This is a genomic window from Labilibaculum manganireducens, assembly GCF_963665805.2.
Lineage (GTDB): Bacteria > Bacteroidota > Bacteroidia > Bacteroidales > Marinifilaceae > Labilibaculum > Labilibaculum manganireducens.
Genome location: NZ_CAXXEE010000003.1, coordinates 1,784,147 through 1,806,442 on the forward strand (window position 1 = coordinate 1,784,147; position 22,296 = coordinate 1,806,442).

Below are 22,296 nucleotides of genomic sequence, written 5' to 3' on the forward strand. Positions count from 1 at the left end.
GTTATTTATTTTGATTTTATACATTCAAAAATAAAAAAATATACGTACTATTTATTATGAATATGTATTTTATTGAGGAAAATGTGGTTATTTAAAATGAGTATGCAAACCTTTTCAGGGCATAGGTGGTTTTTTTACTTGTTTTTAATATGTAAAGCTATTTTGTTGGGAGGCTTAATTATTTTATCTTATTTGTTAGTTTTTTCTTGTTAGCAAGTAAAAAAAGCCTACTTTTGCAACCGAATTAATGTAATTGACAAGTTCTTTAAACGTATGATTAGTAGAAGATTGCTTCGTGTTAAGGTATTGCAGATTTTGTATGCCTATTATAAAAACCAGGATCGCACAATAGCTAAGGCCGAAAAGGAATTATTTTTTAGCGTCGGAAAAGCTTACGATTTGTATCATTATTTACTTCTGCTTATTGTGGATGTTGCTTTTGTTTCTGAAAAGAAAATTGAAAATTCAAGAGGCAAAATTATTCCATCTCATGAGGATTTAAATCCCAACACAAGATTTATTAATAATTCTGTAATCAGGCAGTTGGCAGATAACATTCAGTTGAATAGTTATTCTAATTCGCACACCGTAAATTGGAGCGATCAAGAGGATTACGTTAGGATTTTGCATGACAAATTGATTAATTCAGATTTGTATCATGAGTATATGGCCTTACCAGAGAGCACTTATGCTTCTGATAAGAAATTTGTAGAGAAGTTTTTTACTCATATTATTGCTGCAGATGAGGATTTTTACAGCTTAATGGAAGAGAAAAGCATCTATTGGAATGACGAAATAGAGTTCATTATTAGCATGGTTGTGAGAACAATAAAAGGATTTTCTCAAACCGATGACACTTACACTTCTTTAATGTCTTTGTATAAGGATCGTGATGATGAGGATTTTGTGAAAACATTGTTGCGTAAGGCCATTATCAATCATACTGATCATATGGAATTGATTAAGGCGAATACCAAAAATTGGGATTTGGAGCGTATTGCATACATGGATATTTTGATCATGGAGCTGGCCCTTACAGAAATAAAGGAGTTTACAAGTGTTCCTGTTAAAGTGAGTTTTAACGAATATCTTGAAATTGCCAAATTCTACAGTACAGCCAATAGTAGTAATTTCATTAACGGAATTCTTGATAAAATGGTTCAGGAGTTGAAATCAAATGGAACTGTTAAAAAAGTGGGCAGAGGCTTAATAGAAGGAAAATAATTCCAAAAAATATACTTTAAAATGCGCTTATCTTTCGGTAATGCGCATTTTTTATTTTATTAAGAGAAGCAAATGTACTTCCATTAAAATTCACTACATTCGGGAACCAAAATGTTTGAACAATTAATGAATAAAAATACACATCTTCGAACCGGCAAATATCTTTGTAGTATACTGTTTGTAGTAATTTTGTTCTCATTTTTAGTGCAATGCACTTCAAATAAAACAGGTAAGCCTGATGGTAAATTGATTCAAGAAAAACATTCTGAGGAGATTATTCCGCCGAATGGTTTTCCGAAGTTTGAGTTTACTAAAGAAATACATAAATTTGGCGTGATTTCTGAAGGTGAAATCGTTGTTTGTGATTTCTTTTTTAAGAACATTGGGTCGAAAGATTTAGTAATTAAGAATATTGAAACAAGTTGTGGCTGCACTGCTGTGAAATGGGAGAGGAAGCCAGTGAAAGTTGGTAAGGAATCACATATAACAGTGGAGTTTAACTCTGAAGGAAGATACGGAAAACAATACAAGGTGATCACCGTTTTTTGTAACACTTTATCTGGAACAAAAGAGCTGGTGATTACAGCACAAGTGAAATAGAATAATTAGTAATTGTATAATTTAATATGGCCTTTGGCCTTAAAATTTAGGATTGAAATGGATAATTTATTGAACATCTTATTGATGACACAACCTCAAGAGGGGCAGAACCCTATCATGCAATTTGTACCTCTAATTCTAATTGTAGTGGTATTTTATTTTTTCATGATTCGTCCGCAAATGAAAAAGCAGAAGGAACTGAAAAAATTTCGTGATGATTTGAAAAAAGGAGATAAGGTTGTTACTACAGGAGGTATTTATGGAAAAGTTCTTGAAATTCAGGAGACTGTAATTATCATGGAAGTTGAAGGACAAAACCGATTGAAAATTGATAAAGCAGCAGTAGTTAAAGATATGAGCGATGTTGCTCAAAAATAATAGTTTAGACTGTGCTCATTGAGCACAGTCTTCTTCTAAATTTTTCTAGCATTGGGTATTCCAGATCTTCAAAAGATAAAGGAGCTTTTTAATACAGAAAAAATTGCTTCGAATAAAAAACTGCTTGTGTATGTTTTTTTTGTTGGGATCGCTACAATATTTTGGTTCCTAAATGCTTTAGGAAAAGAATATACAACCACAGTGCACTATCCTGTTCGGTATATTAATTTACCGCAGAACAAAGTTCTTACCAATAAATTACCGGAAAAATTAGCCTTAAAAGTTAATGCGTATGGTTTTGATTTAATACGTTATAAAATAAGTACGGCATTTCTTTCCAATCCTTTCGATGTTGGGTTTTATACTAATAATCGTATAGAAAACAGAACTCTTCAAACCTATTCTCTGGCTACGGCGCAAATTATGAGCCGATTCGAAAGAGATTTGTCTTCAAGTATTAAGTTAGTAAGTATCTCACCGGATACAATACGTTTTGAGTTTTCTCCGATTGTAGAAAAGAAGGTTCCTATTAAGAGTAATGTGTCGAGTAGCTTTGAGCAGCAATTCATGTTAGATGAAGCAATCTCTTTGGAATTTGACAGTGTGGTTGTGAAAGGGCCTAGTTCAATTCTTGATAGTATTGATTTTGTGGAAACGGAGGAGCTCGTTTTAACTAATTTGCATAAAACGGTTAAAAAGAAAGTAAGTTTAAAACAGATAGAAGGTCTTGAGTTTGATCAACAGAAAGTTGAAATAACGGTTCCTGTTGAACAATTTACTGAAGAAAAAGTTACTGTTCCTATTAAAGTGAGCAATCTTCCTGATTCTTTAATACTAAGGTTATTTCCAGGCGATGTTAAAGTATCTTATTTTGTGGGATTTAAAAAGCATGATAAGGTTTCGGTTGATTTGTTCGACGTGAGAGTGGATTATAATCAAACTTCAGATGAGGGTAGTAATAAGTTAAAGATACAGTTATTACGCAGTCCCGGTTTCGTAACAAATGTTCGTTTTTATCCTCAGGAAGTTACTTATCTGAAAGAGAAGAAAACATTCGAATAAAACAGTTCGCCTTTTGTAAAAAGGAATTATAAAAATATTTCAAGAATGTTGAAAGTTGGCTTAACAGGAGGAATCGGATCAGGAAAATCAATTGTCGGAAGGGCATTTGAGATGATGGGAATTCCTGTTTATATTGCTGATATTGAGGCAAAAAGATTGATGGTTTTTGATTCGGAGCTTCGGAACTTATTGATTTCTCGTTTTGGGAATCAGATTTATGATTCCAATTTTAATTTAAATCGAAAATTACTCGCTGAGATTGTATTCAATGATTCAGAAGCATTACAAGATATTAATTCGATTGTTCACCCTGCAGTTCGAAAAGATTTTATTAGATGGTGCGAACAACATTCTCAAATACCCTATGTAATACAAGAATCGGCTATAATTTTTGATAGTGGTTTGTACAAGAATTTCGATAAGATAATTACAGTTGCAGCAAAAGACGAGATCAGGATTCAAAGAGTCATGGAGCGGGATTCAATGAGCAGGGAACTGATTGTGGAGAGAATGAGAAGTCAACTTCCGGAATCAGTAAGGATTGAAAAAGCTGATTTTGTAATTTATAACAATACAGAGTTAATTCTTCCTCAGATTAAACGAATAGACAAACAAATTAGGTCTTTAGTCAAGAAATAAATTTAAAACTTTTGTTAAACTTTGTTAATAGAGCCGCTTTTTCGGAAGTGCGATTTCTAATTAAGTGATCTTTTGTTTTCTTTGCTTTAAGAAAACTAGGATTGTAAAATAATTTAGTGCCGAAAAATGGGAAAATACGGAAGATGGATTGCCGGCGGATTAGGTTGGGCCTTTTTAGGTCCAATTGGTGGAGTATTGGGATTTATGTTGGGATCGGCAATTGATACAGTTGAAATTGAGAACGGTCATGTAAGAGGAGCTACAAGACAAGGTGATTTTGTAATGAGCTTGCTTATTTTGGTTGCTGCTGTAATGAAGGCAGATGGAAAAGTATTAAAAGTAGAATTAGATTACGTAAAAGGATATCTGGTAAAAAGTTTTGGTGTTGGCAGAGCTGGCGATGCAATTACTGTACTTCGTGATATTCTAAAGCAAAATATACCTGTTGAGGAGGTATGTCAGCAGATTCAGCACAATCTTGATTATTCCTCCAGATTACAGCTGATGCATTTTCTATTTGGAATTGCTCAGGCTGATGGAATTGTTTCTGAGTCTGAATTAAATATTATTGATAAAATATCTTACTATTTGGGTATTCAGTCGGGTGATTATAACTCGATTAAGTCTATGTTTATTCAATCTACAGAATCAAGTTATAAGATTCTTGACTTAACACGGGATGCTTCTGACACTGAGGTTAAAAAGGCTTATCGAAAAATGGCAGCTAAATACCATCCTGATAAAGTGAGCTACTTGGGTGAAGATGTACAGGAGGCCGCAAAGGAGAAGTTCCAGAAGTTGAGTGAAGCCTTCGAGAAAATTAAAAAAGAAAGAGGGTTTGCGTAATCTGGATTAATTCTAAGATATTTTTTTGCAAAATTGTTTTTTTAACTACAATTGAATTATAAATTTGTGCTTCCAAATATAAAAACGAAAATATGTTGAAAGGAATATTGGCCATAGCAGGACATTCAGGTCTTTTTAAAATGGTATCTAACTCAAAGAATGCTCTAATTGTTGAGTCTTTGATTGATAAAAAGCGTATGGCAGCTTATGCGTCTTCTAAAATTAGTGCTTTAGAAGATATTGCTATTTTTACTGATGAAGGAGATGTTCAGTTAGCAGTTGTTTTTAAAAGTATTAAGGAAAAGGAAAATGGAGGTCAGGCAATAAGTCACAAAGCTTCAGGGAATGAATTGAAAGCTTACATGACTGAAGTGTTGCCTAATTACGATGAAGATCGCGTGTATGTTTCTGATATGAAAAAAGTTTTTCAGTGGTACAATATTCTACAGGAAAATGATTTGTTGGATCTTGAAGAAACCGTAGAAAAAATTAAAGAGGAAGAATAAAAACTTCTATATCATTTAAGAAACTGTCCATTTTATGGACAGTTTTTTTTTGCACATATTTGATTGACAACAAAGTTTTTTTTGACGTACTTGTAAGTAGAAATCGAAAATGGAGGTTTGCTATGGCAGCAGAAATTGATAAAGGGTGTATTTTATTAAGGAAATGGAAATCTGGAGATGAAGAGGATCTTGTTAAATCTGGAAATGATTTGGATGTATCCCGTTTTTTAAAAAACAGCTTTCCATACCCATATACTCTTAGGGATGCTCATCGTTGGATTCATTTTGTAAATCATGTTGCTAAGGGGTATTTTATGGCAATTGAGGTGAATAAAGAAGTGGTTGGCTGTGTTGGTGTAGAACGACAGGAAGATGTTTTTTGTAAATCGGCCGAATTGGGTTATTGGATCGGACAAAAGTATTGGAACAGAGGGATTATGACTCATGTGGTAAAGGAAACTGTAGATTATGCTTTTTTACATATGAATATTGTGAGATTATATGCAAATGTTTTTGAAGGGAATATTGGATCAGTAAAAGTTTTAGAAAAGGCAGGTTTTGTGAAGGAAGCTGTTTTAAAGAATGCCGTTTACAAGAACGGCAATTATTTGGATCAATTGATTTTTGCCATAATTCGAAGATAAAAAAAAGAGGCCTTAGCCTCTTTTTTTATTTATTTCCCATCAAAAATGATGTTGTAACTTTCCCAGAAATTTTTATCGTAAGGCATATTCTCATAATATGCTCGTTTCTCAATTACTTCCGGCTTGTTGGTGTTAATTTGGGTTATCAGCATTTCTGTGTTGATATCCGTTGAAGTGATTTCTTTCGTTTTTTTATCTTCTACTTCATGATGACGCTTGTAGTTCACATAGCTCAAGTAATATTTCCCTGAATGTTGCTTGTAGGTAACACTAAAATCGTATTCTATTTTTAATGGCTTCCACTTCTGCCGTTCTTCGTTAACGTAAAAACTTCTTCCTTGTGACGAATAATTACTGGCAACAACATGAGTTTCATTTTTAATTACAGCAAAATCTTTTATTTTGATGTAAATTTTACCCGAATATTCTTTGGCATAGTAATCGCCCGTATTGCTTAACATTGGTTTTTTACTTTTGTAAGCGATCACCCAGATTGAGTCATTTTCGTACTCTGTAATTTGTTCCAGGTTTAAATCGTAAAAATTTAAATGGTTGTCGTTTAGGATATTTCCTCGGCTACGTACAATGTCCATTTCCAATAATTCGTCTAAATAAGTCGACCCGTCGGCAAGCGATGAAGTCTCAAAATTCTTTCGTACCTGCAAAAACTTGTAACCACGTTCTTTAAATACCTGATAAGCATCAGCCCGTTGATATCCTTTGTCGTCATAAATACGAATTGCGGCTTCTCGAAGCCGGTTTAGTTTACTGTTTTCGAATTTTTCGGATCGATAATAAACATCGTAATTGAAAGGAGTCTGCAGGTAGTTTTCCGGAATTCTTTCAATTGCAGTTCTAATTCTCTTTTTCAGAACCAATGATTGAGCAGTTACCTCAACTTCAGCAATGCTGTAATTTTTTGGCGTTAATTTTATCATCAATGTATCTTCTTGTATGCAGTTTTTCACACTGTTTGAGAATGTGGAATAACCAACTGCTGAAGCCTGTATGGTTTTTTCAAATAAATCTCCTGGTATTTTAAGTTCGAAAACTCCATCCATATTAGATGCTGCACCAATATATGATCCAAGAACTCCAATATTTGCAAAAGGAATCGGTTCATTATTGATTTCATTTGTAAGCTTGCCTACAATCCGGATTAACTTTGTTTTTTCTTCGTTGTTATCTTTCTGTGCCGTTGTTGAAAAAGACAAGGTAATGAGAGCAAGGAGAAGTACAATGTATTTTTGCATAAGTATGGGTTTGCTGATTTTTAGATAAATAAAAATTTAAGTTATAAGTAAGCTATCAATTCTCTTGCCACAAAAAGAAATTAATGCCAATATTTTCAGTTAATTATTACAAAGATATGTTTATGATAGATTTAGGAAAGAAAAAGAGCTTGTTTTCATGATAAAAAATGTTAATTTTTATGATATGAGTTTATTTTTTGTCGAATTAGAAATATCTTCGTTTACATTTAAGCTAATATTATGACCTGGCCAATTCGGTTTTGGTATAATAAATCTATTAACAAATAGTGATCCTATGAAAAAACAATTTCTTGTCCTGTCGATGCTTCCTTTTTTTCTTCTGTCGTGTGTTGTCTCCAAGAAAAAATATGAAGAATTAGAATATGCAAAACGCCGAAGTGATGCCAAAGTTGTTGCTCTCGATAGCGAGAATTCAAAAAAAAGCACGCAGATTACTGAGCTAAATTCCAAATTGGATCAAACATTGGCAGAGTACAATGAGATGAAGAATAGCATGTCGGAGAGTAATGCTATGAAAAATACAGAAATTGATGATTTGAGTACCGAATTAATGGGACTTGCTTCCGATACCACTGAACTTAAAGTTAAGTTGATGGAAACATTGGATAAATACAATTCCGCTTTGAATCTGAATGAGGAAAATAATTTGAAAATCTCTGGTTTGCTAAAACAAATTGAAGGGTTAAAATTGGAATCAGGCAAGCTGAGCCAGGATTTAAAGACTGCCAGTGTTGAAGCTGATTGGGAAAAGAAGAAGATTGAAACAGAAACACAAAAGAATAGAGATCTGATCTCAATGAAAGACAAGGAGATTGAAAGCCTGAAAGCTGAAATTAAAGAAAAAGATGGAAAGCTGAGCTGGTTAAGAAAGGTTAAAGATGAGAATGAAGCTGAAATTGAAAAATTGACCAATCAAGTTAAATTGTATAAGAAAGAATACGAGAAAGCAGTTGCTAAATAAGCTTTTTAAAAATCGAATATATATATGAAGGAGATGTGGGATCAGCGTTATGCTGAATCGAAATATATTTACGGCGAAAAGGCAAACTTGTTTTTTGTAACACAATTGCATCTTCTTAAGTCGGGAAGAATGTTATTGCCCGGTGAAGGAGAGGGGCGAAATGCAGCCTATGCTTCTCGTGCAGGATGGAAGGTTGATGCTTTTGATTACAGTAAGAAAGCTGTGGAGAATGCTAAAAGGTTTTTTGCAGAGCAAGAGGTTGATGTGAATATGTATTCTGAAAGTATATTAGACCATCCTTCAATTGAGGAAAAGTATGATGTTGCAGCTCTGCTTTATTTGCATTTGCCCTCACAAAAAAGATTTATCGCACATCGATTTGTTGCCGATTCGGTGAAGCCGGGTGGAGTAGTTCTAATGGAGGTTTTTTCGAAAAATCAGATTGGCCGTAAATCCGGTGGACCACCAAACGAGGATATGCTCTACGATCTATCAGAAATCAGAAGAGATTTTGAAGAATTTGACATCTTACTGTTGGAGGAGGTTGAAATCCATCTTTCAGAAGGCAAATTACATGAGGGGAAAGCGATGGTTGTGCGATTTGTTGGAAAAAAAAGAACATCTGGATATCTTGATTAATTAACTGTGAATATTTAGCTTTGTGCTCATGGAAATTTTATTGATAGCACTTGTGGGGATTGCGGGAATTGCATTGCTAACCACCTATTTAGGACAGCGTTGGAAATCAAAAAATGGAGGAGATGTGGAAAGTAAAATTTCTGCAGAGCCAATAGAAGAGTGTTGCGGTGCTCACGAGATTTGTGAAACCGATTTGATTAATAGGATGTCTGAGGAAATTATATATTACGAGGACGAAGAATTAGATGCATATAAGAGCTTTGAAGAGAATGATTTTAACGACGATCAAATTGATGAGTTTCGTGAGGTTCTTTATAGCTTAAAAGAAAATGAAATGGAAGGTTGGCTAAGAAGTTTAGAGCTTCGAAAAATAGAGTTGCCTTCTATAATAAAATCAGAAGTGGTTTTTATGCTTGTTAAAAATTGAAAGTAGTGTTGAAAATATTGATGGATTTGTTTTTTGTAAGTTTGTGATTTTCAATGTAAACTTTATTCGTACTTTCCTGTTTATCTGTTATTATTTTCTCCTGCAGGATAATACTAAAAAAGATGGCTTAGTTCATTATTAAATTCGTACCTTTGCGGCTCATAAATTTTATAGAATGAATTCATTTGAAAATCTTGGCCTTTCTGAGGCTATCCTAGGAGCTATCAAAGAGTTAGGCTTCGTAAATCCAACACCTATCCAAGAAAAAGCAATTCCAGTACTATTGGAAGGAAGATCGGATTTCGTTGGTTTGGCTCAAACTGGAACTGGGAAAACGGCGGCTTATGGTTTACCTTTGCTCGAACTAATCGAACAAGACGTAAAATTACCACAAGCTTTGATTCTATCCCCTACACGGGAATTGGGAATCCAAATTGCAGACGATTTAAGATTATTTTCTAAAAATATTTTGAATCTTAATGTTGTAAACGTTTATGGCGGTGCCAGCATTGATGATCAAATCCGGAAATTAAGAAGAGGAGCACATGTTATTGTTGCCACTCCAGGCCGTCTACTTGATATGATTAGACGTAAAGCAGTGGATCTTTCTAAAATTGAATATTTAATTCTTGATGAAGCAGATGAAATGCTTAACATGGGATTTAAAGAGGATATTGATGTAATTCTTTCTTCTACTTCTGAAGATAAGTTAACATGGTTGTTTTCTGCAACTATGCCTGCCGAAGTTCGAAGAATTGCTAAAAACTACATGACAGATCCTGTTGAAGTTACAGTTGGCAAAGCGAATACTTCGAATGTAAATATTGAGCATCAGTATTATTTAATGAATAATCGTGATCGATATAATGTTCTTAAAAGAGTAGTTGACTATTACCCTAATATATTTGGAATTATTTTTTGCCGTACCCGAAAGGAAACTCAGGAAGTAGCCGAATTATTAATGAAGGACGGATACTCAGCTGATGCTTTACATGGGGATCTTTCGCAGGTTCAGCGCGATAAGGTAATGAGAAGTTTTAAAAATAAAACTCTTCAGCTTTTAGTTGCTACAGATGTTGCAGCCCGAGGCATTGATGTTGACGATCTTACTCATGTAATTCATTACAACTTACCTGATGAGTTGGAATTTTACACGCACAGAAGTGGTCGTACAGCAAGAGCAGGCAGATCAGGTATTTCAATTGCCTTAATTACGCCGCGTGATGAACGAAAAATAAGAGATCTTTCCAAGAAACTAAATGTTGAATTTGCTCAGGTAAAGGTTCCTGGTGGTGAAGAAGTTTGTGAAAGGCAATTGCTTCACTTTATGAACCGTATTAAGGAGGTAGATATTGAAGAGAATAATATCGAAACATATTTTGAAGCTATTAACAGCGAATTAAACGAATTAAGCAGAGAAGATATCATTAAGAAGTTTGTATCTCTCGAGTTTAACCGTTTTATGGATTATTACAAAAATACTCCTGATTTGAATATGAAATCATCTACTCAAAAAAGAGCTCAAAGAGCAAGTGAGAGTAGTGATAGCAATGAAGATCGTATGTTTATTAATATTGGAATAAAAGATGGAATTGATGTCCCTCGTTTATTGACTTTAATTCACAAGCAATGTGGTGTTAGAGGAAAGAATATTGGTAGAGTAGATTTAAAAGGTGTATTCTCCTTCTTTGATGTGGAAAAAGAGTTTACTAACGATATTGTAAAAGGTTTTGCCGGAGCAGTTGTAGGGGGTAGAAGCATCCGTATTGAAGTGTCTGGAGATCGCCCAACGAGTGGAGGTGGCGATAGTCATAGAAAAGGCAGACCAAGAGGTGAAAGATCTGACAGATCTGGTTTTGACAGAGGTCGAGGAGGATCTGATCGCGGAGGAAACAAAAAAGAATCTTTCAGAGATAGAAAAAGGAAAACAAGTGATAGTCCGAGATATTCGGAAAGAAAGAAAAGGGAAGCGTAAGCTTCCTTTTTTTTTGCAGTTAATTTTGATCCGGTTTTTATATAGTAAGAATTATAATATATATAATCTTAAGTTTAGAGTAAAAAGGTAATGTTTTGATCAAATATATATTTTATATTCTGTTGATTTTATTTATTTTTATTCTAATTAAGGTGTTTTACACAATGTGTTATTGTAGTTTATGTATTAACTAAAATTTATGCTATGAACAAAAGGTACTTTAAAATTGTTTTGCTTCTATTCGCTTTATCGCTTCTGTCCCCAGTAGTAAGAGCTCAGAATGCAGATCAGAAATGGGGTGTAGGGCTCTATTTAAACTTTAATGATTATAAAGGGGATATTGCTAATGATTTTTGGGATTTAGGCAATTCGAAACCTTATCTTGGATCTGCAACCTTAGGTCGATATTTAAACCCTTCTTTTGACGCTGTCTTTCGCGTAAGTTACTTTAATGTAGAATCAGAAGGTGCTATCGGTAATTTTGATGCGTGGTTGTTTAATACCGATGTAAATTTAAAATATAAGTTCAATAATGGCTATTTTCTAAAAGAAAATGCAACACTTTCTCCGTTTTTAGTTGCAGGTTTAGGTTATACCAATGCAGATACTAAAGGCCGGGTTTTTGGTGGCGATTTTAATAAGCAGTATGATAATGTAAACTTTTATTATGCGGCAGGTTTAAATATTCAAATTGATGACAGATGGAGTGTTGCTTTGGAAACAGGAATTTATTATCCGATGAGTGATAGGCATGATGGTTATAAAAATAAAGAAAGAGAAGCTAAATCATACAACGATAAATTCATGCACAATACGATTGGTGTAATATATAATTTTGGAAAATCAGAGGATTCAGATGGTGATGGTGTGAGTGATCGAAAAGATGAATGCCCTAATACCCCTTCAGGGGTAGCTGTTGATAAAAAAGGATGTCCTTTGGATTCCGATGGCGATGGCGTGGCTGATTTCAAGGATGAGTGTCCAATGTTAGCAGGAGACCCATTATTGGCTGGTTGTCCTGATTCAGATGGCGATGGGGTTGCTGATAAGGATGATGCATGTCCTGATGTAAAAGGACTGGTTCTGTTTGCTGGTTGCCCGGATACTGATGGAGATGGTGTTCAGGATTCTGAAGATGCCTGTCCCCAAGTTAAAGGATTAAAAACACTTAACGGTTGTCCGGATTCAGATGGTGATGGAGTAACCGATGCAAAAGATAAATGTCCAAAAACGAAACCAGGTTATGTGGTGGATGTTATGGGTTGTGCGTTGGATAATGATAAAGATGGCGTTGTAAATGAGGAGGATAAGTGTCCGGAAATGGCAGGTACTGTTTCAAATTTTGGATGCCCTGAAATTGAAGCTGAAGTTAAAAAGGAACTTGAATTTGTGGCTAAAAATGTTCAGTTTGCTTCAGGGAAGGATGTGTTAACTCCAAAATCAAGAGAAATTCTTAATGAAGTTGTGCAGATTATGAATGATTACTCAGCTTATTCGTTAACTATTTCCGGTTATACTGACGACCAAGGAAAAGAAGAGATGAATCTTCTTTTGTCTGAAAAAAGAGCCAATGCAACCAAGCAGTTTTTAACCGAAAAAGGCATTGTGACTGAGCGAATTACAGCTAAAGGTTTCGGAGAATTAAATCCAATATCAACAAATGCTACAGCCGAAGGAAGAGCTTTAAATAGAAGAGTACAATTTGAATTAGTAATTAAATAATCACTTAAATATATTAAAAAAATGGATATGGATTTGGATGTTGTGTATAGTAAATCGGACCAGTTGTGGACAATGGCGTTAGAGTATACTCCTAAATTATTGTTAGCCTTAGTAACTTTAGTAATTGGATTGTGGATTATTAAAGCAATTGTAAAAGGTGTTTCTAAGGTGATGGATAAGAGGGATATGGATCCTACTTTGAAACCATTTGTGGTAAGTTTATTTGGGATTCTGTTGAAAGTTATGCTATTTATTACTGTAGTAGGAATGGTTGGTGTTCAGATGACCTCATTTATTGCAATTTTAGGAGCCGCAGGTTTGGCTGTAGGTATGGCTTTATCAGGAACCTTGCAGAATTTTGCAGGAGGAGTAATGATTTTAATTTTTAAGCCATTTAAGGTTGGTGATGTATTGGAAGCTCAGGGGTACGCTGGAGTTGTTCAGGAAATTCAACTTTTTAATACAATAATGCTTTCTTTTGATAATAAAACCATTATTATTCCAAACGGAGGTTTGGCAACAGGTTCTATGATAAACTATTCAACACAACCTACACGTCGGGTTGATATGAAGTTTGGAATTGGTTACTCTGATGACATTGATAAAGCAAAACAGATTTTGAATGGACTGCTGGCTAATCACGACTGTGTACTTAAGGATCCTGCGCATTTTATTGCGGTTTCTGAGTTGGCAGACAGTTCTGTTAACTTTACCGTAAGAGCATGGGTAAACGCAGCTGATTATTGGACCGTTTTCTTTTATATGCAAGAAACAGTGAAGAAAGAATTCGATAAGAACAATATCGGGATTCCTTTTCCACAACGCGATGTTCACGTTTATAATCATTAATAAACGAAGAGTATATTTCAAGGGAGACGAAAGTCTCCCTTTTTTATATAAAGTTGCCTGATATAAGTACAAATTGATGTATTATCAAGCAATGTATTTTCTATTTTTGTTGGGTAAACTTTAAAGATATTATGATGAAACTTACCAAAGGAAAAATAATTATTGGCTCAATTGTCATTGTGCTGTTTTTTATCTTCCTAATGCTTTCTGCAATTGTTAGATATTGGGTGAATAAGAATTCGGAAGAACTGATTGGGCGTAAGATTGAAATTTCAGAACTTCATTTTAACTATGCCAAGGTTTCGGCAAGAGTAAAAGGATTTAGGTTATATGAATTAGATGGAAACAGCAATTTTGTTTCTTTTGATGAATTGTATGTGAATATTAACCCTTGGAAATTATTGTCAGGAGAGTATTCTGTTAGTGAAATTTATTTGGATGGACTAAATGTATCGGTAATAAAGAATTTAGAGGGATTTAATTTTAGTGATTTGATAAAAGAAGATAATTCGCAAGCTGTTGATAGTACTAATTTAAAAGAGGACAATGAGCTTGTGAAGTTTGAAATTCGGAATATCGAAATTAAAAACGGGCACGTTAATTACCTTGATCAGGAAAAAGATAACAATATTGATCTCAAGAATATTAATATTGAATTACCTTTAATTGCCTGGAATAATGACAAATCAGAGATGGGTGTTAATTTTTCAATGGGAAAAACGGGGAATGTTTCTATCAATGCGGACATCGATCATTTTATAAAACGATATACTATTAATTTAGGAGTTACTTCTTTGGATATTAGCCCTTTTGTGGTCTATTTGAAAGATTACATGATGGTTTCAAAAATGGCAGGCTTGTTGGATACGAAGCTTAACATTAATGGCAGTATGAATGATTTCATGGATGTTTTTGTTAAGGGAGATGCAACTCTTCAAGAGTTCTCAATATATGATTCTGAGGAAAAACCATTTGTATCAGCGAAAGCTGCGAAAGTGGTTTTAGATTCATTGCATATTGGTTCTTCCCATTATGAAATAGGACGTGTTAGTATGGACTCGCCGGTTATTTATGCGGATTTATATTCTGATGACAGCAATTTCGAAAAGATATTTGAGCCCTACTTGAAATCAGACACACTTTCTGTTGACACTATTACTAAAGAGGAACTGGAATCTTCATTGTTTTATCAACTGGATACAATCGTTCTTACTAAGGGAGTTGTGAAATTTACTGATCATACATTAAATCGAAAATTTGTTTACGATTTGTATGACATCAATATTAATATGGGAACTGTTAATGCAGATGCACCGAAGATACCAGTTGCTTATTCAATGAATTTAAATGGAGGAGGAAAATCTTCCGGTTCTGCTGTTTTTAGTTTAAAAGACGCAACACAATTTAATATACGTGGAAAGATTGAAAGGCTTGATTTGATGAGCTTTTCACCATATACGGAGTTTTATATTGCAAGACCTATTACTCAAGGAGAGCTAACTTATGATTGTAGTCTGGATATGACTCCTGCATCGCTGAAAAATATGAATAAGATAAAAGTATCGGAATTCGATTTTGGGAATAAAACCAAAGATCCCAATACTATAAAGGCTCCGGTACGTTTAGCTTTGTATCTATTAAAAGATCAAAATGATCAGATTAAATTTGACTTGCCGGTTTCCGGGAATCCAAAAGATCCGGAATTTAGAGTAGGGAAAATTATATGGAAGACATTTATGAATTTTTTGGTGAAAACGGCCAGTAAACCATTTGGGTTATTGGGTAATTTAGTTGGATCAAATCCTGAAAGTATTGAAAAAATACCGTTTCATTTTTTACAGGATAGTTTGGATGCTGCACAGATAAATACTTTGGAAACAATTGCAGATATACTTAAGAAAAAACCGGATTTAAAATTTTCATTTTCTCAGGAAACAAATATTGGTGAAGAAAGGATTTTACTCGCAGTAAGAGAATGTGCAAACCGTTTTTTTCAATCAACAGCCATGGAGGAGAAGATTGTCCCGAATCTTCAATTAATGGAATGGGCAAATAACAGTCCGGAATTTAGAACCTATATTTTTAATCAGGATAAGTCGAATGTGAAACAATCAATTCAAGACAATTGTGTTGCCATAATCGGAGAACAGGAAATAAGTATTTTATTCGGGAAGCTTTATGAGAAAAGAAACCAGCTCGTTTCAAATCACCTGATTAATAATTTATTAGTAGATGTAAGTGCATTTGAAATGAAAAGGACTGATTTAAGAAATTTGTCTGAGGAACAACGTACTCCAAATTTTCGAATTGAGGTATCGTTACAATAATATTTAATGTGGATGATTATACTGATGCATAGTATCTTGTAAAACTAGGTGTTTTTTTATATGTTTGTTAAATCATGAATGAAGAAATAAATTTATATTTTATAACGAAGTGGAAGTCCCAATTTAAAAAGGGACTTCTCGAATATATTATTCTGCTATTGTTGCGGTCCAGGCCATGTTATGGATACGAGCTAATTAGTGAGATGAATCAATTTACATCACTCGAAATTGCTGAGGGTACTATTTATCCCTTATTGAATCGATTGAAGAAAGAAAAATTGGTTACCTCTGAATGGGCCGAAATGGATACAGGTATTCCACGAAAGTATTATAAACTTACCGAAGAAGGAACTGCTCATCTAATGGTGATGAGAGAATATGTTGATGCTTTAAACCTTTCGATTGAGAGGATCAAAGAAAGTGTTTAAATAACCAGAGAAATCATATAATTAGTAGGTGATGAAGAAGTATATTTTGTCCTTGGATCAAGGAACCTCAGTGTCGAAAGCAATAATATTTAATAAGGATGGAGAAATTGTTTCTTTGGTTCAAAAAGAATATGAACAATACTATCCCAAGCCCGGTTGGATTGAACAGGATGCCAAGGAGATTTGGTATTCTCAGGCATCAGTTGCAGAAGAAGTTTTGGAAAAAGCAGGCCTGACCGGAGCCGATATTGCAGGTATAGGTATTACGAATCAAAGGGAAACTACTATTATTTGGGATAAGGCAACTGGTCAGCCTATTTACAATGCAATTGTTTGGCAGGATAAACGTACTTCTCATATTTGTGATGAATTGAAGAAACGAGGTTATGCTTCTTTGATAAAAGCAAAGACGGGCTTAATTCTTGATGCTTTTTTTTCCGCAACAAAAATAAAATGGCTTCTCGATAATGTTGAAGGAGCAAGAGAAAAAGCAGAAAGAGGTGAGTTGGCTTTTGGTACCGTAGATAGTTGGTTAATATGGAAGCTTACCAAGGGAGAAAAGCATGTTACAGACGTGTCTAACGCAAGTCGTACAATGCTTTATAATATCCATGAATTGGAATGGGATCAGGAAATATTGGATATCATGAACATTCCCGCTTCACTGCTGCCAAAAGTATGCTCATCCAGCGAAGTGTACGGAAGTACAAAAAGATCGATGTTTGGGACTGATATACCAATTTCCGGAATTTGTGGGGATCAGCAGGCTGCTTTGTTTGGGCAGGTTTGTTTCGAGAAGGGAATGGTGAAAAACACTTACAATACGGGTTGTTTTATTTTAATGAATACCGGAGATCAGCCGGTTGAATCAAAAAACGACTTAATTACGACAATAGCCTGGAGTATTGGAGACAAGGTTACTTATGCACTTGAAGGAAGTGTATTTATTGGTGGTGCGGTGGTTCAGTGGCTCCGCGATGGTTTGGGTTTAATTCACTCCACCGAGGAAATTGAAATTCTTGCTCTTACCGAAAAGGATAATGGTGGGGTGTATATTGTACCTGCTTTTACTGGATTAGGAGCACCTTATTGGGATCAATACGCCAGAGGAACATTTTGGGGATTGAATATGGGAACTAGTATTGGTCATATTGCCCGGGCTTCATTAGAATCGATTGCTCACAGATCATCAGATGTATTGAAAGCAATGGAAGCAGACTCGGGGATGAAATTTAAACAACTTAGAGCTGGAGGGACTATGGTGAATAATACCTTACTTCAATATCAGGCTGATTTTTATGATATTCCTGTGGTTCAATCTAGAATTAAGGAGATTGCAGCATTGGGAGCAGCCTATCTGGCAGGATTGGGAGTTGGCTTCTGGAAAGATACAGATGAAATAAGAGAACATTGGAAGATAGCAAAGGAATTTAATGTTTTAATGGAAAAGGAAACTGTAGCGCACCATAAAAAATATTGGGATAAGGCAGTAAGCCGCTCCTTAAACTGGATTGATTCTGATGAATAAAATTTCTATTTTTTATAAAGAACGCCATACTTAATAAGTGTGGCGTTCTTGTTTTTAAGAGTTTATTTTTTTGGTTTTTTTAAGAAATTTAATATTTATTTAGAATTATAACTGATTTATTATTAGTGTTTTATTGGCTCGTGGTGGAATTTAGATTAAATAAGAATTAACAATTATAATACTACATACCTTGCAAAGCTAAGTATTTTATTTAGCTTTGTAAAGAAGGAATTATTAAAGGCTTTAGAAACATCTAAAATCACAATAATAATCCGCAGGAAGTAATACTTCCAATTTTTTTCACAAGAAACATAGCTATACTATGTACTGTGTATACAGATTTAATTTTTAAATGAAAATTATTTAGCAATGGAAGATCAGAGATTTAATTTGGAAGTAGGCGATCGCCTTTACGACTTTTTCCTCGACATTTTGGTGCTGCAAAAAAACAACTGTGTTCGTGATGAGGAAAATGTTTATGGAAGTATTTGGGAGTTTTGGGAAAAAGAACTTTAGTAGTTCAGATTAGGAATAAACTATTTATTGAGCTGTTATGGAAAGAGATAGGATGATTAGGGAAATTGAAAAATTGGATCAGAAGTGGGATGTTATCATTGTAGGTGGTGGTGCTTCAGGTTTAGGTGCAGCTATTGAATCTGCAACAAGGGGATATAAAACCTTGCTTTTGGAACAAGATGATTTTGCTAAAGGAACATCGAGCAGAAGTACCAAGTTGGTACACGGAGGAGTTCGTTATCTGGCACAAGGAAATATTTCTCTTGTATTGGAAGCGCTTCGGGAGAGAGGTTTAATGAAACAAAATGCTCCTCATCTTGTGAAAGATCAATCATTCATTATTCCTAATTATACTTGGTGGGGAACTCCTTACTACACATTAGGACTTACCATGTATGATTTAATGGCAGGGAAATTAAGTTATGGTCGTTCTTTACCTTTTTCAAAAAAGCGTACGTTAAAATATATTCCAACCTTACAAGAAAAAAATCTTTGTGGTGGTGTTGTTTATCACGATGGTCAATTTGATGATGCTCGATTAGCGGTTAACTTGTGTCAAACATTTGTAGAAAATGGCGGTGTTGCTGTAAACTACATGAAGGTAGATGGATTAAAGAAATTCAATGGGAAAGTAAATTCTGTATTGGTAACAGATATGGAAAGCGGTTCCAGATACACCTTGGAAGCGAAGGTTATTCTAAATGCTACAGGTGTATTTGTTGATGAAATCATCAAGATGGATGAACCTAAAGCAAGAGATATAGTAAAAGTTAGTCAGGGAGTTCATTTGGTGTTGGATAAGGAGTTTGTTCCTGGTGATCATGCTATAATGATTCCAAAAACATCTGACGGACGTGTGCTTTTCGCAGTGCCTTGGCATGGTAAGGTGGTAGTTGGTACAACTGACGTACAAAAGGATTCTGCAGAATTGGAACCAAGAGCTTTGGAAGAAGAGATTAATTTTATTTTAGAAACAGCAGGAAGATTCTTAACAAAACCGCCAAAAAGATCTGATGTAAGAAGTGTGTTTGCAGGCTTAAGACCTTTAGCAGCACCAAGTGGTGAGGGCAAGAAAACCAAAGAGATTTCGAGAGGACACAAAATTGTAGTTTCAAAATCAGGAATGGTTACAATTACCGGAGGTAAATGGACTACCTACCGCCAAATGGCAGAGGATGTTATTGATACTGTAGCAAAAACAGGTAAACTTCCGGAAAAGAAATCGATTACCCGTGATTTGAAAATACATGGCTATAAGAATGGCGTTGATTTGAAAAATCCAATGTCTTTCTATGGTTCTGATGAGGAAAAAATCTTAAATCTTGCAAAAAAAGAAACCGGACTAAATCAATATTTAAGTGAAAAATTGAAGGTAATTAATGCTCAGGTAGTTTGGGGAGCAAGACACGAGATGGCCAGAACGGTTGAAGATATATTATCCCGTAGAACAAGATGTTTGCTTTTGGATGCAAAAGAAAGTGTTTTGATGGCTCCTAAAGTTGCTGAATTGTTGGCCAAAGAATTAGGGTACGACAAGCAGTGGGAAGAAGATCAGGTTAAAAAATATAGTGAGTTAGCATCTCGATATATATTACAATAATTAGTAATTGAGGAAGTGGATTTGCGGTGAGAAGTTAGCAGTACTTCGGAAATTAAAAAGGTACTGCTGTAATTGTTAGGTATAATAATATTAATCAGTTAGTTTTTGGCACAAAATTAACTCAGCGTAAATCCACTTACATTTTACACCAGGAAGAAAGGTGGTTATTCTTGTCACCTTTCTTCCATCCTCTAAAAAGAAAAATTTGCAGAGCTTTTGATAGATTGAAAAAGGGAAGTTTTAAGTGGGATTTTTTTTACAATGTTGTTGCAATCGATTACAGAAATTAAAGTATACTGATAAAATGAAGAAGTGGATAAGATATTTGTTGTGCCATACTATTTTGATTAGCAGTATTGTAGTTGGATTTTTTTGTTTTGAGTGAATAACGCAATCGATTTAATTAAATAATAAATGAACTAAATACAATATTTAATTGAAATGAAAATTCGTATTTCATTCTATGCGATCCTTATAAACAATACGAACTGATAGAAATCTATAAAACCGGATTGTTATCTATTGATAAGCTTACTATTAAATTGATAATTAAATAACACAATAACCCAAAATTAGAATTAATATGAAAGACAAGTTTATTTTAGCACTTGACCAAGGAACTACAAGTTCTCGTGCTATCGTTTTCAACAAGAAAGGCGAGATGATTAGTACTGCGCAAAAAGAGTTTACACAAATTTTTCCTCAGCCAGGATGGGTGGAGCATGATGCAAACGAAATTTGGTTTACTCAGGCAGGTGTAGCAGCAGAAGCAATTACTCATGCGGGTGTTGATGGTAAAAGTATTGCCAGTATTGGTATTACCAACCAGAGAGAGACAACTGTTGTTTGGGATCGTGAAACCAGTGAGCCAATTTATAACGCAATTGTTTGGCAGGATAGAAGAACTTCAAAATATTGTGATGAATTAAGAGCTGCCGGACATGCTGATATGATTCAGGATAAAACAGGATTGATTATTGATTCGTATTTCTCAGGAACGAAAGTGAAATGGATTCTTGACAATGTTGAAGGTGCCCGTGAGAAAGCAGAAGCTGGTAAGTTGGCATTCGGGACTATAGATAGCTGGTTGATCTGGAAATTAACAAAAGGCAAAGTTCATGTAACTGATGTAAGTAATGCAAGTAGAACCTTGCTATATAATATTAACACTCTTAAGTGGGATACTGAAATGTTAGAGCTGTTAAATATCCCTGGAAGCATGTTGCCGGAAGTTAAGTCTTCTTCTGAAATTTACGGATATACAACTTCCACATTATTTGCTCATAAAGTACCTATCGCAGGTATTGCTGGTGACCAGCAGGCTGCAACTTTCGGTCAAATGTGTATAGAGCCGGGTTCTGTTAAGAATACTTATGGTACAGGTTGTTTCATGCTTTGTAATACAGGAAATAAGCCGGTAAAATCTAAAAATAACTTGCTTACAACTATTGGATGGAAAATTAATGGCGAAACTACATACTGTCTGGAAGGAAGTATTTTCATGGGGGGTGCAATTGTTCAGTGGTTACGCGATGGATTAGGTATTATTAAATCATCTGCAGATGTTGAAGCATTGGCTACTTCAGTAAAAGATAATGGTGGTGTATTTATGGTTCCTGCTCTTACAGGTTTAGGAGCTCCACATTGGGATCAGTATGCCAGAGGAACAATTGTGGGTCTTACAAGAGGTTCAACCGCTGCTCACATTGCAAGAGCTGCTTTGGAAGGAATCGCTTTCCAGGTAATGGATGTTTTGAAGTCGATGGAAGCTGATGCTGGAATCGAAATTAGAGAGCTGCGCGTGGATGGTGGTGCCGCAATTAACAACTTGTTAATGCAATTCCAGTCGGATGTACTTGATGCACCGGTTTATCGTCCTAAGACTCTTGAAACAACTGCTTTGGGGGCAGCTTACTTAGCTGGTTTAGCAGTAGGATATTGGGATGGTATAGATGATATTAAAAATCAATGGCAGATGGATCGGAAATTCGAACCTACAATGGCTAAAGACGAATCTAAAAGACTTATTTCCGGTTGGAATAAAGCTTTAGGACGTTCTAAGAATTGGGATATCGATGAGTAAGCTTAAATAGAAGCTATTTGAATTAATATCAGATTTGTGATGGATAGATTGGAGGAAAAGAAACAATC

At 34.8% G+C, this 22,296-nt stretch carries 21 protein-coding genes; 20 read left to right on the top strand and 1 reads right to left on the bottom strand.

The window, feature by feature from the left end; translation table 11 throughout:
• The first annotated feature begins 273 nt into the window (after positions 1–273).
• From nusB to ACHZAX_RS06875, 8 genes are all read left to right on the top strand, one after another.
• Positions 274–1,224 (top strand): transcription antitermination factor NusB, encoded by a 951-nt coding sequence (nusB, locus tag ACHZAX_RS06840; protein WP_101310871.1) that lies wholly within the window; start codon positions 274–276, stop codon positions 1,222–1,224.
• A 126-nt stretch (positions 1,225–1,350) separates the two neighbouring features.
• Positions 1,351–1,824 (top strand): DUF1573 domain-containing protein, encoded by a 474-nt coding sequence (locus tag ACHZAX_RS06845; RefSeq protein WP_320018527.1) that lies wholly within the window; start codon positions 1,351–1,353, stop codon positions 1,822–1,824.
• A gap of 57 nt (positions 1,825–1,881) precedes the next feature.
• On the top strand, positions 1,882–2,202 hold the full coding sequence (gene yajC, locus ACHZAX_RS06850; RefSeq protein ID WP_180327350.1) for a preprotein translocase subunit YajC: 321 nt from the start codon (positions 1,882–1,884) through the stop codon (positions 2,200–2,202).
• Between the two features lie 51 nt (positions 2,203–2,253).
• The gene (locus tag ACHZAX_RS06855; RefSeq protein ID WP_101310873.1) at positions 2,254–3,264 is read left to right on the top strand and encodes a CdaR family protein; all 1,011 of its coding nucleotides are present in this window, start codon (positions 2,254–2,256) and stop codon (positions 3,262–3,264) included.
• A gap of 45 nt (positions 3,265–3,309) precedes the next feature.
• Complete coding sequence (gene coaE / locus ACHZAX_RS06860; protein WP_320018528.1) at positions 3,310–3,903, top strand: dephospho-CoA kinase; 594 nt, start codon at positions 3,310–3,312, stop codon at positions 3,901–3,903.
• Between the two features lie 126 nt (positions 3,904–4,029).
• Complete coding sequence (locus ACHZAX_RS06865; RefSeq protein ID WP_320018529.1) at positions 4,030–4,749, top strand: TerB family tellurite resistance protein; 720 nt, start codon at positions 4,030–4,032, stop codon at positions 4,747–4,749.
• Positions 4,750–4,841: 92 nt separating this feature from the next.
• Positions 4,842–5,255 (top strand): DUF5606 family protein, encoded by a 414-nt coding sequence (locus ACHZAX_RS06870; RefSeq protein WP_101310876.1) that lies wholly within the window; start codon positions 4,842–4,844, stop codon positions 5,253–5,255.
• A 122-nt stretch (positions 5,256–5,377) separates the two neighbouring features.
• Positions 5,378–5,899 (top strand): GNAT family N-acetyltransferase, encoded by a 522-nt coding sequence (locus tag ACHZAX_RS06875; protein WP_320018530.1) that lies wholly within the window; start codon positions 5,378–5,380, stop codon positions 5,897–5,899.
• A gap of 29 nt (positions 5,900–5,928) precedes the next feature.
• On the opposite strand, the gene ACHZAX_RS06880 is transcribed toward ACHZAX_RS06875, so the two are convergent.
• A complete protein-coding gene (locus tag ACHZAX_RS06880; RefSeq protein WP_320018531.1) occupies positions 5,929–7,152 on the bottom strand; it encodes a carboxypeptidase-like regulatory domain-containing protein in 1,224 nt (407 codons plus the stop codon).
• A 295-nt stretch (positions 7,153–7,447) separates the two neighbouring features.
• Between ACHZAX_RS06880 and ACHZAX_RS06885 the strand changes: the two genes are divergently transcribed.
• The 12 genes from ACHZAX_RS06885 to glpK (ACHZAX_RS06940) all read left to right on the top strand — a co-directional run bounded on the left by ACHZAX_RS06885 (position 7,448) and on the right by glpK (ACHZAX_RS06940) (position 22,228).
• Positions 7,448–8,134 (top strand): GumC domain-containing protein, encoded by a 687-nt coding sequence (locus tag ACHZAX_RS06885; protein ID WP_320018532.1) that lies wholly within the window; start codon positions 7,448–7,450, stop codon positions 8,132–8,134.
• A 24-nt stretch (positions 8,135–8,158) separates the two neighbouring features.
• The gene (locus tag ACHZAX_RS06890; protein WP_320018533.1) at positions 8,159–8,773 is read left to right on the top strand and encodes a class I SAM-dependent methyltransferase; all 615 of its coding nucleotides are present in this window, start codon (positions 8,159–8,161) and stop codon (positions 8,771–8,773) included.
• A gap of 28 nt (positions 8,774–8,801) precedes the next feature.
• Positions 8,802–9,200, top strand: coding sequence for a hypothetical protein (locus ACHZAX_RS06895; RefSeq protein ID WP_101310881.1), 399 nt, complete (start codon positions 8,802–8,804; stop codon positions 9,198–9,200).
• 175 nt (positions 9,201–9,375) lie between these two features.
• A complete protein-coding gene (locus ACHZAX_RS06900) occupies positions 9,376–11,175 on the top strand; it encodes a DEAD/DEAH box helicase (RefSeq protein WP_101310882.1) in 1,800 nt (599 codons plus the stop codon).
• A 204-nt stretch (positions 11,176–11,379) separates the two neighbouring features.
• The gene (locus tag ACHZAX_RS06905; protein ID WP_320018534.1) at positions 11,380–12,897 is read left to right on the top strand and encodes an OmpA family protein; all 1,518 of its coding nucleotides are present in this window, start codon (positions 11,380–11,382) and stop codon (positions 12,895–12,897) included.
• 21 nt (positions 12,898–12,918) lie between these two features.
• Positions 12,919–13,746, top strand: a complete 828-nt coding sequence (locus ACHZAX_RS06910) for a mechanosensitive ion channel family protein (protein WP_218973141.1) — start codon at positions 12,919–12,921, stop codon at positions 13,744–13,746.
• Between the two features lie 134 nt (positions 13,747–13,880).
• Complete coding sequence (locus ACHZAX_RS06915; RefSeq protein ID WP_320018535.1) at positions 13,881–16,073, top strand: AsmA family protein; 2,193 nt, start codon at positions 13,881–13,883, stop codon at positions 16,071–16,073.
• Between the two features lie 74 nt (positions 16,074–16,147).
• Positions 16,148–16,501: a PadR family transcriptional regulator gene (locus ACHZAX_RS06920; RefSeq protein ID WP_101311822.1), complete on the top strand. Its 354-nt coding sequence runs from the start codon at positions 16,148–16,150 to the stop codon at positions 16,499–16,501.
• A 31-nt stretch (positions 16,502–16,532) separates the two neighbouring features.
• The gene (gene glpK, locus ACHZAX_RS06925; protein ID WP_180327418.1) at positions 16,533–18,029 is read left to right on the top strand and encodes a glycerol kinase GlpK; all 1,497 of its coding nucleotides are present in this window, start codon (positions 16,533–16,535) and stop codon (positions 18,027–18,029) included.
• Between the two features lie 369 nt (positions 18,030–18,398).
• A complete protein-coding gene (locus ACHZAX_RS06930) occupies positions 18,399–18,545 on the top strand; it encodes a hypothetical protein (protein ID WP_154675811.1) in 147 nt (48 codons plus the stop codon).
• A gap of 37 nt (positions 18,546–18,582) precedes the next feature.
• Positions 18,583–20,145, top strand: a complete 1,563-nt coding sequence (locus tag ACHZAX_RS06935; RefSeq protein WP_320018536.1) for a glycerol-3-phosphate dehydrogenase/oxidase — start codon at positions 18,583–18,585, stop codon at positions 20,143–20,145.
• Between the two features lie 583 nt (positions 20,146–20,728).
• A complete protein-coding gene (gene glpK, locus ACHZAX_RS06940) occupies positions 20,729–22,228 on the top strand; it encodes a glycerol kinase GlpK (RefSeq protein WP_320018537.1) in 1,500 nt (499 codons plus the stop codon).
• Positions 22,229–22,296: the final 68 nt, after the last annotated feature.

Bases quoted from the DNA above. Each gene is read 5' to 3' on its own strand.
- nusB (WP_101310871.1), top strand. From the start codon at position 274: ATGATTAGTAGAAGATTGCTTCGTGTTAAGGTATTGCAGATTTTGTAT.
- ACHZAX_RS06845 (WP_320018527.1), top strand. From the start codon at position 1,351: ATGAATAAAAATACACATCTTCGAACCGGCAAATATCTTTGTAGTATA.
- yajC (WP_180327350.1), top strand. From the start codon at position 1,882: ATGGATAATTTATTGAACATCTTATTGATGACACAACCTCAAGAGGGG.
- coaE (WP_320018528.1), top strand. From the start codon at position 3,310: ATGTTGAAAGTTGGCTTAACAGGAGGAATCGGATCAGGAAAATCAATT.
- ACHZAX_RS06865 (WP_320018529.1), top strand. From the start codon at position 4,030: ATGGGAAAATACGGAAGATGGATTGCCGGCGGATTAGGTTGGGCCTTT.
- ACHZAX_RS06870 (WP_101310876.1), top strand. From the start codon at position 4,842: ATGTTGAAAGGAATATTGGCCATAGCAGGACATTCAGGTCTTTTTAAA.
- ACHZAX_RS06875 (WP_320018530.1), top strand. From the start codon at position 5,378: ATGGCAGCAGAAATTGATAAAGGGTGTATTTTATTAAGGAAATGGAAA.
- ACHZAX_RS06880 (WP_320018531.1), bottom strand. From the start codon at position 7,152: ATGCAAAAATACATTGTACTTCTCCTTGCTCTCATTACCTTGTCTTTT.
- ACHZAX_RS06885 (WP_320018532.1), top strand. From the start codon at position 7,448: ATGAAAAAACAATTTCTTGTCCTGTCGATGCTTCCTTTTTTTCTTCTG.
- ACHZAX_RS06890 (WP_320018533.1), top strand. From the start codon at position 8,159: ATGAAGGAGATGTGGGATCAGCGTTATGCTGAATCGAAATATATTTAC.
- ACHZAX_RS06895 (WP_101310881.1), top strand. From the start codon at position 8,802: ATGGAAATTTTATTGATAGCACTTGTGGGGATTGCGGGAATTGCATTG.
- ACHZAX_RS06900 (WP_101310882.1), top strand. From the start codon at position 9,376: ATGAATTCATTTGAAAATCTTGGCCTTTCTGAGGCTATCCTAGGAGCT.
- ACHZAX_RS06905 (WP_320018534.1), top strand. From the start codon at position 11,380: ATGAACAAAAGGTACTTTAAAATTGTTTTGCTTCTATTCGCTTTATCG.
- ACHZAX_RS06910 (WP_218973141.1), top strand. From the start codon at position 12,919: ATGGATATGGATTTGGATGTTGTGTATAGTAAATCGGACCAGTTGTGG.
- ACHZAX_RS06915 (WP_320018535.1), top strand. From the start codon at position 13,881: ATGAAACTTACCAAAGGAAAAATAATTATTGGCTCAATTGTCATTGTG.
- ACHZAX_RS06920 (WP_101311822.1), top strand. From the start codon at position 16,148: ATGAATGAAGAAATAAATTTATATTTTATAACGAAGTGGAAGTCCCAA.
- glpK (WP_180327418.1), top strand. From the start codon at position 16,533: ATGAAGAAGTATATTTTGTCCTTGGATCAAGGAACCTCAGTGTCGAAA.
- ACHZAX_RS06930 (WP_154675811.1), top strand. From the start codon at position 18,399: ATGGAAGATCAGAGATTTAATTTGGAAGTAGGCGATCGCCTTTACGAC.
- ACHZAX_RS06935 (WP_320018536.1), top strand. From the start codon at position 18,583: ATGGAAAGAGATAGGATGATTAGGGAAATTGAAAAATTGGATCAGAAG.
- glpK (WP_320018537.1), top strand. From the start codon at position 20,729: ATGAAAGACAAGTTTATTTTAGCACTTGACCAAGGAACTACAAGTTCT.